Genomic DNA, 12,510 nt, shown 5'->3' on the forward strand with positions numbered 1-12,510 from the left:
TAAGAACGTAATCGCGCTATGCTCGACGTCCGCATTCTTGTATAATAAGACAGGAGCGAAAACAAGAAAAAGAGTGCAGAACAATTGCAATACCTATTCATCGTGAGGAGTGACGATCGATTTGTCTAATAAACAGTTAAAACGCTTTGGTGTATCAATGGAGGAAGGACTTCTGCTGAAATTTGACCAGCTGATTAAAACAAAAGGGTATGAAAATCGATCAGAAGCTGTTCGTGATCTTGTCCGCGATGCCCTCGTTAAGCAGACGTGGGAAGATGACGAGCAAATGGTCGCCGGAAGTGTATTGATTTTTTACGACCATCATCAGTCTGATTTACTGCAGGAGCTGACTGTTATTCAGCATGAAATGCACGATCAGGTACTGGCGACGACGCATTTTCATATTGATCACAGCAACTGTCTGGAGATTATTGTCGTGAAAGGCAAAGCGAAGGACATTCGCACCTTCAGTGATCAGCTTATTAGTTTAAAAGGGGTTAAATACGGCAAATTCACCGTTTCTCCGCTGGCGTCAATGGAGTAAGCCCTGCGGAATCGGCAAAGAGCTTGAGAGAAGGGAAATCGCCCTTTCGTCTCAAGCTCTTTGTATACTCTCGCAAGCTCCCAATCTGATTTCAGTCCACATCGTATCGCCGGACTTACAGTGTGAGTCGCCGCCGCTTCGGCTTCCTGCTGTGTACCAAAGACAACGGTAACTGCCAATGAAAGCAGTGTCGTCAATCGGATCATTTGTTTCCTATTCAGAATTGTATGGGAAAGAGAAAATGAAGGATAGCTGTAAAGCTTTCCTGATAGTAAACATTTGATGCCTGTCCGTTATTTCATCAACAGTAATTCTGTGTAATAAACAGTTGAAAGAGGGGGAAAAGAGGAGTAAAGTAAAAAATGATGATCCGTAGAGAGGCGAAATAATTCGTCCGTCACGAATGAAGAGGAGAAGGCCATGTTTCCATTTCTATTCCGTCATTTGTACATTTTTTATTCTGCTATTCTCATTTTGTATGTCATTAATACTTTTATTTCCAGTTCACAAATAAACTATGTCATTGGCGCCTTGGCGATCCCAATGCTGCTTTTATCCTTTAAAGGCGCAAGCAGGCTGTTTCGCACGCTTGGCTGTATTTTTTTAAGCATAGGAATGCTTTTTTATTTTTATTCAGGACTGCCGATCCTTGATCTCCCGCTTTATATGACGTCGACGATGCAACTGCTCGCTTTTTTAACCGTATTGCCGTGGATGAACAGCGTCGTTCACGCCGGGCGTTTTGACCGCCGCATGAATGAAGTAATGAAGGCAAATGTTTCAAGTCTCGGCAAGCTTTATGTTAGAAGCTCGTTCACTACATATATGCTATGTACCTTTGTCAATTTATCGTCGATTCCATTAACGCAGGAGGTACTGCTTGAAAATCTCGCGAAGGCGAAGAAAAAGTTGCGCGATACGTTTATCAGCCAGACGACATTACGCGGCTTCTCTCTCGCATTGGCGTGGAGCCCGATGGAGATCATCGTCGCGCTCACCGTCGATGCGACAGGGGTCAGCTACATAACTTACTTGCCGTGGCTGATTATTTGTTCGGTAACAGTGCTGCTCGCCGACTGGCTGTGGGGCCGTAAAAAATATCAGTCGATCAGCTATGAGCCGAGCGGTACAGGCGCTGCCCGCTCTCTGCAACCACGGCGGCTTGTTGGCCAAATTGTCAAATTATTTCTTGCTTTATCGGTTTTTTTAGTCGCTGTCGTGACGATTGGAAACGTCTTTCAGCTGAACTTTATTTTATCGGTTACCCTTGTCATCCTGCCCTTTTCCTTTATCTGGTCGATTTTGTTGAAAAGATGGAACAGCTTTATTACGATTGGCTGGCGGACGTGGAAGGTACGGACGAATCATATGCAAAATTTCGTCGTGCTTTTCCTCTCGCTGGCGTTCTTTTCCAGCGCGCTGAATGAAACGCCTTTTTTGCACTATATTCAGCAGCCGTTTTTTGCCGCTTCCGAATATCCGCTCTTGATCCTGATTTTGATTCAGCTCACTTATTTGGTCTTGAGCATGATCGGCGTTCATCCGATTGCGACAATCGGCATCCTGGTCGAAGTGCTGCAGCCGCTCTATGACATTATGAATCCATTAAGCATCGGAATGGTATTGATTACGGGTGCCCTGCCTACTGCCGCGGTCGGCGTATACGGCGTTACAGTCACAATGACGTCGATGATCACGAAGCAAAACCCATACCGCGTAACATGGGCGAATTTGCCTTTTGCCCTTGTATATGGGGGGATGGGCGTCTTGCTCGGGTATCTGCTCTTGTAAAAGCGACAGGGCCGGAGGGGAGCTGTCAGCTCCTTTCCGGGCGAATCGCCGAATGAAGAGAGATTGTGCATTGAGAAGCGCTCATGTATGATAGAAAGAGGGCTTTTGTCGTTCGTTGCGAGAACGCGAGAACGCTTACTTTCGAAGATTCCCTGTTTCATAGCAGGGGGTGAGGCAAACGAAGGGAGGTCATAATGACTCTGATCACGAAGAAAGAAGTGCTAACTTTCTGACATTGTAAGGTGGCGATAGGTATGCAGGCTCACGTGAAAGCAGAATCTCAAGTAACACCAAGAGCACTGACACTGAAGTCAGGGCTGCTGCTGAGCATGTGCTTTTTCTATCTTGTCCATTTCTTTGTGCCGATTCTTGTTTTACAGTATGGAATGACATTGCTGACAATGGCTGCTTTCTTTCTATGTCTGCCAAAGGCAAGCCCGTTTCCACGCTATTTTGCTTCGATGATGTTTGCCGTCGGTTTTTTTCTTGCCTTTATGCGGGGAGAGGATCTTCGTTCGATGTCCGATGGCGTGCTGATGAACTTGCCGCTTTTAACATTGGTGCTGCTCGTTCCCCTGCTCTCCATTCCGTTTAAGCTTGGAGGGTATTTTCAGGCGATTCACTATTATTTACAGAAGATGGTCGCTGATTCAAAGAAGCTGTTTGCCAGCATCTCGCTTTTTTTGTTTTGTTTTGGCCCGATTTTAAATCTCGGCTCGATCCGCGTTGTCCATGATATGGTCAAGGATTTGAAATTACATCCCGTGTTACTCGGCAAAGCTTATTTAGTCGGGTTTTCAACGGTGATTCTCTGGTCTCCGTATTTTGCCTCAGTGGCTCTTGTGCTTTATTATTTGGAGCTAAATGTTACCGATTACATGTTGCTCGGGATAAGCTTTGCGCTGATTCAATTAGTCGTCGGCAATCTTCTATATGCTCTTTATTATAAAAAGTGGCAGCGCTACACGCCAAAAGAAGAGCCCGAGTCGCAACAAGCAACAATTGCAAATAGCGGTTCAGCCGCCTACTATCGCCGGAAAATGCTCCGTCTTGTCGGGCTGCTCGTGCTGCTAATGACGATTATTTTCCTGCTTGAATATATGACGAGATGGCCGATGATGCTGCTCGTCAGTCTTGTGGCGATTTTGTTTCCGGTCGTCTGGAGCATCCTGAACCGGAAATGGAAGGCACTGAATCAACCGTTTGCCGAGTATCGCCGGAACATGGAGCGCTCGATGAATAATGAAGTCGTAATGTTTATCAGTGCAGGCGTCTTTGCCACGGCATTATCTGATACCGCATTTGCGGCATCCATTAATCAGTGGTTAAATCTGATCGCATCTGAATCCTTTCTGCTATTTTCGGTTACGGTTGTTCTGATGATTTTGTTGCTGACGTTTATCGGCATTCATACGATTGTTGTCGTGACCGTCCTGATCATCCAGATGGACCCAGCTGTTATCGGGACCTCACCAGCCGTTCTCGCGCTGCTTTTTATGATGAGCTGGTCGATGTCGGCGGCGCTCAGTCCCGTTAATCCATTTAATTTGCTTGTCAGCAGCTCGGTAGGAAAACCGGGTGTGATCGTTGGGCTGCGCTGGAATGGTATTTATATCGCTTCAATGTTTGTAATCGGAATAGTGTTTGTTTACTTGATTCATTAACAATATAAGGAAGAAAAGAGGAGAAGAACATGATTAAAAAAATTGAACACACGGCGATTATCGTCAAAAATTTAGAGGAATCCATTCATTATTATACGACGATTTTCGGGATGTCCCTACGAACGAAGGGAGATAATAAGAAGCGATCAATGGCATTTTTATATTTTGAAACGGACCCGGCTCATGAAATTGAGCTGATCGAGGATTTGCAGCCCGGGGCAGAGTATGCGGCAGCGGGGATCGTCAATCATTTAGCATTTACGGTTGAAAATATGGAGGAAGCGGTTCGTTTTTATGAAGGGAAAGGAATCGAGTTTCATACGGACAAACCGAATGTGGCGATTGACGGGGCGAAAACAAGCTTTTTCACCGGACCAAACGGCGAGCTTCTACAGCTGGTGGAGCCAGTGCGTTAACCATAACATGGAAGCCGGGACCAAAGGTGAATAGCCTAACAAATGATAGCGGATGTGCAAGTATCGCTTTTGAAAAAGTTTGCGCCGTGGGATGATTTTGTTTGATGTTTAGCTATGTCCCGGCCTCTTCAAGGTTATGGTTTGGTCGTTAATTTTTGAATGATTTCTTCATAGGTCTCTAAAGTTTTGTATTTGTATATCGTAAAACCTAACGTTGTTGTGATGCAATTTCCTCTTACGTCTACGATTAACAAGGTATTAATCAGTATTTTTTCTTTTGACTTCTTATCCGTTACCTCGATAAATGAATTCATATAACTCCTCCTCAAGTTGATTCGCAGTTTGTGTCTATTATGTTTTTTTATCTCCTGTGTTGTACCGAGAAACCGTGAAGAAGTGGTAAGAAGGAGAGGCGAGGCCGCTCCTTCTTAGTTCGTCATCCGCTGTTCTGCTTCCTGCTTGGAGCTGAAGTACCATTTTAAGAAAGGGGGCACAAAGAGGATAATCACAACAATGCGCGTCAGCTGAAAGGCACTGACAACCGCCGGGTCTCCGCCGACGGCAGAAGCCGTCAGAGCCATCTCCACTAAACCGCCCGGTGCAATGCTCAATAGAGCGGTCGGCAAGGTGAGGGGAGTGAAATAGGCAAGGGTCGCGCCTAAGCCGAAGGAAACCAAAATGAGCAGGAGTGAGGTAATAAAATAAACGAAGCAGTATTTTCCGCCGATTTTTAAATCAGCAAATGAAATGTTTTTGCCAATCCCGATTCCGACTGCAAGCTGGGCTGCCATCAGCAGCTGTGGAGGCATTGCCGCTAATTCAACCGGACTGATATTCAAGGTTGCGGTGACGACAAGGGCACCAATGACGATCCCGGCCGGAATTCTGTCGCGCAACCAAATTCCGGCGACGATCGGCAGCGCAAACCATAAATATGTCCATCCTTCAAAGGTGAAAGCCTGAAAGGGAGTCACCGTGTTGGCGGCGCCACGTTCGGTGAAATAAAATAAAATAGATGTCGGCACGACAAACAAAACGGTAACGAGACGTACCGTTTGAAAAATCGCAACGAGCGACGAGCGGGCATGGACAGACTCGCTCGCGATCACCATTTCACTTAATCCCCCAGGAATGGAGCCGAATACACTCGTCATTTTGTCGACATCAATCCAATGGGTCACTAACGTACTGATGAAAATACTGGCACTGATCAAAACAATCGTGACAACTAAATATGGTAAAAAATATGGCCCGACACTCAAAAAAGTTTCCGCGGTGAAATAAAGCCCGAAATAAATTCCAAGTACAACCAAACCACTATCACGTAAGGTGGACGGCCAGTGAGCCTCCCGCTTTGTTACCCCTTGCCACACCATCACAAAAACGAGAGCTCCCATCATCCACGGAAGGGGAAGATGGAGCGATGAGAACACCAGGCCGCCTAAAAAACCAATAAGTAATGTTTCTGTTAATCGTATTCCTGTTGCGTTCATAGGCGAACTCCCTTATCACTAACTAATTTCTAATCTTCTTAATTGTATCACAACTTATATCATTTCGCCTTACGAAATAGTGAAATTATCATTTCACATACTAAGTTGTTTTAAAATAAAAGAGTTGACTAGATAAGCCGAAGCCTATAAAGTCAACCCTTTCTCGGTTCTATTTGCGGTTTTTTAACGCTTCTTTTCCAGCTTCAAGTGTTTCAATAATCCGGTCAACATCATAGACGCTGCCTTTCCACGTGCCGCCACTCGCCGCCTGAAGCGCAGCCCAGAGCCGGGTATCATCCGGAAGATCGGCATCAGGCGCCAGATCGGGGTGAGAGTCACGGGCTGCCAATACTTTTTCTGCTTCTTCATAAGAGAGAGGAGCATCTGGATCTTCGCCGATAAAGTTGAGACTTCCGTTTAATTCATTGCGGTCAACGATAATTTCGACAACATCACCGTCGCGCAGCTTGCCAATCGGTCCGTCAGCAAGCGCTTCCGGTCCAATATGGCCGATACACGCCCCGGTTGAAACGCCGGAAAAACGCGCGTCGGTAATTAATGAAACATATTTCCCGTAAGACAAATGCTTCAGGGCGGACGTCAGCTGATACGTTTCTTCCATTCCTGTTCCGGAAGGGCCGCGGCCGATGACAGCCATGATGTCGCCTTTTTCAATCCCGCCTGTTTTAATCGCGTTAATCGCTGATTTTTCCGTCGTAAACACTTTCACTTTTCCTGTATGGCGGTAAACACCGTCTTCATCGACGACAGAAGGGTCGATTGACGTTGATTTAATGACCGAGCCTTCCGGGGCGAGGTTGCCGACAGGGAAGGTGAACGTGGACGTTAATCCACGGGCCTTTGCCTGTTCAGGACTCATAATTACATCTTCCGGTTGAATGCCGTCGGCATCAATCAGGCGCTGCTTAATCGCTTTCCGTCTTTCGGATGTCTCCCACCAATCAAGAACAGCACCAAGCGTCTCCCCGGTAACGGTAAGCGCATTTTCTTTCAGCAAACCGAGCTTCCGAAGGTGAAGCATGACTTCCGGCACGCCACCCGCCAGGAAAGCACGTACGGTTGGATGATGCTCCGGACCGTTTGGCAGAACGCTGACGATCCGCGGCACCTTGCGATTAATTTGATTCCAGTCTTCCACTGTAGGGATGCGGCATTTTGCCGCATGGGCGATGGCCGGAATATGCAGCAGCAGATTCGTCGATCCGCCAAACGCCGCATGAACGACCATCGCATTATAGATCGAATCATCGGTGATAATATCCTTCGTTGTCAGCTTCAACTTCTCCATCGTAATCGCCGCTCTTGCTGATTGGCGCGCCATCTCTTCCCAAATTGGCTGACCGGACGGGGCGAGCGCCGAGTGGGGGAGAGACATGCCCAATGCTTCAGCGACAACCTGTGATGTGGCCGCTGTTCCGAGGAACTGACAGCCTCCTCCAGGTGTGGCACAGGCACGGCAGCCAAGGTCGGCCGCTTCTTCAAGCGTTAATTCATCATTGGCATAACGGGCGCCGATTGTTTGCACTTTACCGGCATCCTCGCCGGAAGTCGGTGGAAGCGTCACGCCTCCAGGAACGATGATCGTCGGCAAATCATGCATCGCCGCCAAGGCGATCATCGTAGCCGGCAAGCCTTTGTCACAGGTCGCAATCCCGATCACCGCTTTTCTTGTCGGTAACGAGCGGATCAGTCTCCGGTAGACAAGAGCCGCATCGTTGCGATAAGGGAAGGAATCAAACATACCGGTCGTTCCTTGAGAACGACCGTCACACGGGTCGCTGACATAGCCGGCAAACGGAACGCCGCCCTTCGCTTTAATTTCCTCTGCGGCCGCTTTCATAAGCAGTCCGACTTCCCAATGCCCGGTATGGTAGCCGAGCGCAATCGGCTTTCCGTCTTCACCGCGCATCCCGCCTTGTGTGCTTAGCAGGAGAAATTGCTTGCCGTTTAATTCGCTCGGATTCCAGCCCATCCCGACATTTTGCGAGAGACCGAACAAATCCCCGCTCGGTGAATGCAGGAGCATATCAGGAGTAAGAGGGAGAGACCCCTCCGGCCCCGCCGCATTTGTCTGCACCTCATAAAGATCTTCATTTGAACCGATAATGTACTCTAAATGTTTGCTCATTGTGTTAGACCCCTTTTGTTCGATAATATAAAACTTAGTTTTTAAGTGAAAGGTTGTAAGCGCTTTGAAATTACGAATCTAGTGTACCATAAAAATAGATTTCATTCACGTCATACTACGGCTTCTTTCAATATTTTTCCGATTCTAAAAGGACAAATCGCCACTTGTCTTTTCATCTTGCTGTTAGTGGCTGATGCTTTCAGGGATGTTTCGCATCTTTCATTCCTGTTATAATAAAAGCATTATAGAGGAAAGGTTGGATCGATGTGAAGACCATTCAATTAGCTGAAAAAATGGCTCGTTTTCAAAAAAGCATTTTCACCGAATTAGCGATTTACAAGCGGAAGAAAGTAGAAGCAGGTCAGCGGATGATTGACTTGAGTATCGGCAGCCCGGATCTGCCACCGCCTGATTACGTGATGGAAGAGCTGAGCCGCTCTGTTCAAGATCCTTCGTTGTACCGGTATTCGTTAGAAGGGACACCTGAGCTGCTTCAGGCGATTGCCGCTTATTATGAGCGGAGATATGGCGTCACGCTTTCCGCTCATAAGCAAGTGCTGATGACAATGGGCTCCCAGGATGGTCTCGTTCATTTGCCATTAGTTGTGACAAATCCCGGCGATGTAGTTTTAGTCCCTGATCCGGGCTATACAGCGTACGCTGCCGGTATTTCTCTTGCTGAGGCAACCCCTTATCCGATGGCTTTGCAGGAAGAAAATCATTTTCTGCCGGATCTGGAGCAAATTCCTGAAGAAATTTGCCAAAAGGCAAAGCTGCTGATTCTTAATTTTCCTGGCAACCCTGTTCCTGCCCTTGCTACACACGAGTTCTTTGCACAGGTGGTCGCTTTTGCACGGAAGCATCAAATTATTGTCCTGCATGATTTTGCCTATTCTGAACTATATTATGAGCAGAAGCCGATCAGCTTCCTATCTGTTGACGGCGCAGAGGAAGTAGGAATCGAATTTAATTCCTTATCAAAAAGCTTTAACCTGGCGGGTTGCCGGATTGGTTACGTCGTTGGCAATGAAACAGTGATAGAGGGCTTACAGCGGCTCAAAACGAATCTCGATTACGGTGTGTTTTTGCCGATTCAAAAAGCGGCGATTCGCGCCTTGACGGATACATCCAGCTTTAGCGATGATTTGCGGGCGATCTATAAGGAGCGGCGGGACTGCTTAGTCCAAGGGTTTCGTTCGATCGGCTGGGATGTCAACGAGCCTCCCGCTTCGATGTTTTTATGGGCCCGTGTTCCCGAAGGCTTTCAGTCGACGGATTTCACCTACGCCATGATGGACGAAGCGGGAATCGTCGTCACCCCAGGCGTTGCTTTTGGCTCGGGCGGGGAAGGCTATGTCCGAATTTCGCTCGCCCAGGAAAAGAAGCTTTTAGAAAAAGCGGTTCTCAATCTGAAAGAAAGCGATTTGCTTGAAAGGGGGAAACAGTCTTTATGAGCTCTCAAGTGCTCGTCTATACTACAGATGACTGCATTGAATGCGAGTACGTCAAACGATTTCTTGAATCGGAAGGAATTGCGTTTCTGACGAAAAATATTAAAGACAACCCCGAATATGAGCAGGAAGTTCAGGCCTACGGCTATTTAGGCGTACCAGTGACCGTCTTCAAGGAGCAGGCGATTAAAGGTTTGACCCCCGATTTGCAAAAATTAGTGAAAGCTGTACGTGATCAAGGCTGATCAGGAGGAGAGAAAAGAGATGAAGACATTAGCTGTTTTTTGTGGTTCAAGTAACGGAGCATCTGAAGTGTACCGTCAAGGGGCGATCGCCCTTGGCCAGGAGCTCGCTAAACGAAATATTACGCTCGTCTACGGCGGGGCAAGCGTTGGCTTAATGGGAGCTGTCGCTGATGCGGTGCTAAAGGCCGGAGGAAAAGCGATCGGCGTACTGCCGCGCTTTATGGAGCCGCGTGAAGTTTCCCATCTTGGCTTGACAGAGCTTATTTATGTAGAGTCGATGCATGAGAGAAAAGCGAAGATGGAGCAATTAGCCGAAGGGTTTATTGTTTTGCCGGGGGGCGCCGGGACGATGGAGGAGTTTTTTGAAATTTTCACCTGGGCGCAGCTCGGTCTGCATCAAAAGCCATTTGGCCTGTTGAATATCGCTAATTATTATGATCCGCTTGTCGCGTTCTTTAATCATATGGCCGATCAGCAATTTTTGCAGGAGAAATTCCGTTCGATGACGATGGTCGATACGACAGCGGCAGGACTCATTGATCAGCTTCATACATATCAGCCTCCGTCAGTAAAAACATTTCTGACCGAGCAGCAAACGTAGGAAGGGCAGAGAAATGAGCGGGTACTATCTCCACCTGCGAGACTGAGACAAAAGGGAAAAAAGCTACCCTTTTGTCTTTTCATTTTTGCGCGCGAAAAACACCGTAGCCGAGATTGTCGAGGTGCGTTACCGTAAGCTGATAATGCTTTTCGATGATCGCAGCCATTGCAGGAGACGCGGAAAAGTCGTGCGGGGAAGCGGTCATTTCCTCATCGGTGGCCTGCTGCAAATATTCAGCAATCGAGAGGGAGAGAAGTGTTTTTACTTCGCGAAATCCGGCCTGTTGGAAAACATCCAGCCATTGCGTTTCGTTTAGAAGCTGTTTGATGCCGTAAAAGCCGGTCACCTCTTCAAGCTCTGTTGGCGAGATTGGTTGCTTTTGCAGCATATCAATTGATAGGACGATGCCGCCCGGCTTAAGCACTCTTTTGTATTCTGTCAATGCAGCTTCATAATCGGCGAACGCGGTCACCGATTCGGCAATAACGAAATCAAACGTATTCTCCGGGAAAGGTAACGCTTCGATTGAGGCGTGGCAAAGGCTGACCTCAGCAGCCGCTTGACGGCAGGCTTCCTCTGTCAGCCGCAGCATCTCGTGGTTAAGGTCAAGAGCGGTCACCTCGGCCTCGTATGTGTTTGCCAGGTAGATTGATGTCATTCCAAGTCCGCATCCGGCATCAAGAATCCGGGTAGTAGCTGGAATTGTTTCCTTGTCAAGCAGTTGCTTCGTTAAAGCCATCCCCCCGGGATGAGCTGCGGGAATGCGGTAAAAAGCCAGAGCATCATGATATGTCGGCATGTGTATCTCTCCTTCAAGCCAATTTATATGTTATCCTATGCCTTTCCAACGAAAATGTCCGATCCTTTCTTTCACATTTCCACATGCGCCTTGTGCTCTTGTCCATTCAAAAAAGGATTCATTACATATGCTGAAATGGAGTGAAACTCTTATTTTATGAATGGAGAGGATTGCATGAGTTCAGCAAATTACTATCGCATGTGCCAACAGGGGATCGGCAGAGCGGTCCACATTCAAACAAAGGACGGACGAGTGCATCGCGGAATTATTGAACGGGTTACCCGCGACCATGTTTATCTTCGCCCATTAGGGGGAGGAAGTCGATTTGGCGGCTACAGCTATGGCTATGGCTGGGGTGGTTACGGCTGGGGCGGCGGATATGGCTGGGGCGGCTTTGCGACCGGACTCGCTCTTGGCGCGATTGCTTCACTATTTTTTATTCCGTTTTTCTGGTAAGTACCATTCCAACTTTCTTGCCTGAAACACAGAAGGCGGGCAGAAAAGCACGTTTTTTCCTGCCTGCTTTTATCTACTCATGTAAAGAGTTGCGACAAAACCCGAGGATGATTCCATAACTTGGGACAAGCTCATTTTGTGATATACTGGAGATAGCTGAAGGTGAAAAGTGAGGAATACATATATGGCAGAAAAGAAACCGCTTTGGAAAAAATGGTGGATCTGGCTGATTGTTGTTTCGTTTATTATCTTGAACATTCTGATCACAAACTGTCAGGAAAGCGGTGACAGCCATGAGGATGAACCGCCAAGGCTAACCGACAGCCCGATTTCAACACACTAATCAACTGGCAGAACTTACGAAAAAAAATGGAGGGGATCAGAGATATGGCAAAGGACAGTTCATTTGATATTGTATCTCAGGTTGACACGGCGGAGGTTACAAATGCCGTGACGATGGCGACGAAAGAAATTCAAAACCGTTATGATTTTAAAGGGAGCAAAAGCAGCCTGGCGCTTGAAAAGGAAGAAATTGTGCTCGTATCTGACGATGAATATAAGCTTGAACAGCTGAAGGACGTTCTTTTATCTAAGCTGATTAAGCGCGGTATCTCCGTCAAAAGCCTGGATTACGGCAAGATCGAAAACGCTTCCGGGGGAACGGTTCGTCAACGCGCCAAGCTCATTCAAGGCATTGACAAGGAAACAGCGAAGAAGATTACAGCCCTTATTAAAAACAGCGGTTTAAAAGTTAAGAGCCAGGTTCAGGATGATCAAATCCGGGTAACCGGCAAAAACCGCGATGATCTCCAAGCCGTGATTACAGCTGTGAGGGAAGCTGATCTGGCGATTGATGTCCAGTTTATCAATTATCGCTAATGGCAGGCCAAGCTGAGCAGGA

The 12,510-nt window shown here is 47.4% G+C and carries 14 protein-coding genes; 10 read left to right on the top strand and 4 right to left on the bottom strand.

Going from position 1 to position 12,510, the window contains the following annotated elements:
- Positions 1 to 121 precede the first annotated feature (121 nt).
- From nikR to ABMB67_RS01460, 4 genes are all read left to right on the top strand, one after another.
- Positions 122 to 544 (top strand): nickel-responsive transcriptional regulator NikR, encoded by a 423-nt coding sequence (gene nikR, locus ABMB67_RS01445; RefSeq protein ID WP_354570881.1) that lies wholly within the window; start codon positions 122 to 124, stop codon positions 542 to 544.
- A 420-nt stretch (positions 545 to 964) separates the two neighbouring features.
- The gene (locus ABMB67_RS01450; RefSeq protein WP_354570882.1) at positions 965 to 2,335 is read left to right on the top strand and encodes a hypothetical protein; all 1,371 of its coding nucleotides are present in this window, start codon (positions 965 to 967) and stop codon (positions 2,333 to 2,335) included.
- 254 nt (positions 2,336 to 2,589) lie between these two features.
- Positions 2,590 to 3,999 (top strand): hypothetical protein, encoded by a 1,410-nt coding sequence (locus ABMB67_RS01455; RefSeq protein WP_354570883.1) that lies wholly within the window; start codon positions 2,590 to 2,592, stop codon positions 3,997 to 3,999.
- Between the two features lie 29 nt (positions 4,000 to 4,028).
- Complete coding sequence (locus ABMB67_RS01460) at positions 4,029 to 4,415, top strand: VOC family protein (RefSeq protein WP_354570884.1); 387 nt, start codon at positions 4,029 to 4,031, stop codon at positions 4,413 to 4,415.
- A gap of 134 nt (positions 4,416 to 4,549) precedes the next feature.
- On the opposite strand, the gene ABMB67_RS01465 is transcribed toward ABMB67_RS01460, so the two are convergent.
- The 3 genes from ABMB67_RS01465 to ABMB67_RS01475 form a co-directional block, all read right to left on the bottom strand.
- Complete coding sequence (locus ABMB67_RS01465; protein WP_354570885.1) at positions 4,550 to 4,729, bottom strand: hypothetical protein; 180 nt, start codon at positions 4,727 to 4,729, stop codon at positions 4,550 to 4,552.
- Positions 4,730 to 4,843: 114 nt separating this feature from the next.
- On the bottom strand, positions 4,844 to 5,908 hold the full coding sequence (locus ABMB67_RS01470; protein WP_251222688.1) for an AbrB family transcriptional regulator: 1,065 nt from the start codon (positions 5,906 to 5,908) through the stop codon (positions 4,844 to 4,846).
- A 169-nt stretch (positions 5,909 to 6,077) separates the two neighbouring features.
- The gene (locus tag ABMB67_RS01475) at positions 6,078 to 8,057 is read right to left on the bottom strand and encodes a YjhG/YagF family D-xylonate dehydratase (protein ID WP_251222687.1); all 1,980 of its coding nucleotides are present in this window, start codon (positions 8,055 to 8,057) and stop codon (positions 6,078 to 6,080) included.
- Between the two features lie 266 nt (positions 8,058 to 8,323).
- Here ABMB67_RS01475 and ABMB67_RS01480 point away from each other — a divergent pair, with 266 nt between their 5' ends.
- Genes ABMB67_RS01480 through ABMB67_RS01490 form a run of 3 tightly spaced genes read left to right on the top strand, consistent with a single transcriptional unit; the run spans position 8,324 to position 10,354 of the window.
- The gene (locus ABMB67_RS01480) at positions 8,324 to 9,511 is read left to right on the top strand and encodes an LL-diaminopimelate aminotransferase (RefSeq protein ID WP_354570886.1); all 1,188 of its coding nucleotides are present in this window, start codon (positions 8,324 to 8,326) and stop codon (positions 9,509 to 9,511) included.
- Positions 9,508 to 9,753: a glutaredoxin family protein gene (locus ABMB67_RS01485; RefSeq protein WP_251222686.1), complete on the top strand. Its 246-nt coding sequence runs from the start codon at positions 9,508 to 9,510 to the stop codon at positions 9,751 to 9,753. Before ABMB67_RS01480 ends, ABMB67_RS01485 begins: the two co-directional genes overlap by 4 nt.
- 19 nt (positions 9,754 to 9,772) lie before the next feature.
- Positions 9,773 to 10,354: an LOG family protein gene (locus ABMB67_RS01490; RefSeq protein ID WP_251222685.1), complete on the top strand. Its 582-nt coding sequence runs from the start codon at positions 9,773 to 9,775 to the stop codon at positions 10,352 to 10,354.
- A gap of 79 nt (positions 10,355 to 10,433) precedes the next feature.
- On the opposite strand, the gene ABMB67_RS01495 is transcribed toward ABMB67_RS01490, so the two are convergent.
- On the bottom strand, positions 10,434 to 11,153 hold the full coding sequence (locus ABMB67_RS01495; protein ID WP_354570887.1) for a class I SAM-dependent methyltransferase: 720 nt from the start codon (positions 11,151 to 11,153) through the stop codon (positions 10,434 to 10,436).
- Positions 11,154 to 11,327: 174 nt separating this feature from the next.
- Here ABMB67_RS01495 and ABMB67_RS01500 point away from each other — a divergent pair, with 174 nt between their 5' ends.
- The 3 genes from ABMB67_RS01500 to ABMB67_RS01510 all read left to right on the top strand — a co-directional run bounded on the left by ABMB67_RS01500 (position 11,328) and on the right by ABMB67_RS01510 (position 12,488).
- A complete protein-coding gene (locus ABMB67_RS01500; RefSeq protein ID WP_354570888.1) occupies positions 11,328 to 11,609 on the top strand; it encodes a DUF2642 domain-containing protein in 282 nt (93 codons plus the stop codon).
- 184 nt (positions 11,610 to 11,793) lie between these two features.
- Positions 11,794 to 11,952: a hypothetical protein gene (locus ABMB67_RS01505; protein WP_354570889.1), complete on the top strand. Its 159-nt coding sequence runs from the start codon at positions 11,794 to 11,796 to the stop codon at positions 11,950 to 11,952.
- Between the two features lie 44 nt (positions 11,953 to 11,996).
- Positions 11,997 to 12,488, top strand: a complete 492-nt coding sequence (locus ABMB67_RS01510; protein ID WP_354570890.1) for a YajQ family cyclic di-GMP-binding protein — start codon at positions 11,997 to 11,999, stop codon at positions 12,486 to 12,488.
- Positions 12,489 to 12,510 lie beyond the last annotated feature (22 nt).

This window comes from Halalkalibacter oceani (assembly GCF_040544555.1).
Classification (GTDB): Bacteria; Bacillota; Bacilli; order Bacillales; family Bacillaceae_D; genus Halalkalibacter; species Halalkalibacter oceani.

Bases quoted from the DNA above. Each gene is read 5' to 3' on its own strand.
- ABMB67_RS01465 (WP_354570885.1), bottom strand. From the start codon at position 4,729: ATGAATTCATTTATCGAGGTAACGGATAAGAAGTCAAAAGAAAAAATA.
- ABMB67_RS01450 (WP_354570882.1), top strand. From the start codon at position 965: ATGTTTCCATTTCTATTCCGTCATTTGTACATTTTTTATTCTGCTATT.
- ABMB67_RS01475 (WP_251222687.1), bottom strand. From the start codon at position 8,057: ATGAGCAAACATTTAGAGTACATTATCGGTTCAAATGAAGATCTTTAT.
- ABMB67_RS01505 (WP_354570889.1), top strand. From the start codon at position 11,794: ATGGCAGAAAAGAAACCGCTTTGGAAAAAATGGTGGATCTGGCTGATT.
- ABMB67_RS01495 (WP_354570887.1), bottom strand. From the start codon at position 11,153: ATGCCGACATATCATGATGCTCTGGCTTTTTACCGCATTCCCGCAGCT.
- ABMB67_RS01510 (WP_354570890.1), top strand. From the start codon at position 11,997: ATGGCAAAGGACAGTTCATTTGATATTGTATCTCAGGTTGACACGGCG.
- ABMB67_RS01500 (WP_354570888.1), top strand. From the start codon at position 11,328: ATGAGTTCAGCAAATTACTATCGCATGTGCCAACAGGGGATCGGCAGA.
- ABMB67_RS01485 (WP_251222686.1), top strand. From the start codon at position 9,508: ATGAGCTCTCAAGTGCTCGTCTATACTACAGATGACTGCATTGAATGC.
- ABMB67_RS01470 (WP_251222688.1), bottom strand. From the start codon at position 5,908: ATGAACGCAACAGGAATACGATTAACAGAAACATTACTTATTGGTTTT.
- ABMB67_RS01490 (WP_251222685.1), top strand. From the start codon at position 9,773: ATGAAGACATTAGCTGTTTTTTGTGGTTCAAGTAACGGAGCATCTGAA.
- ABMB67_RS01455 (WP_354570883.1), top strand. From the start codon at position 2,590: ATGCAGGCTCACGTGAAAGCAGAATCTCAAGTAACACCAAGAGCACTG.
- ABMB67_RS01460 (WP_354570884.1), top strand. From the start codon at position 4,029: ATGATTAAAAAAATTGAACACACGGCGATTATCGTCAAAAATTTAGAG.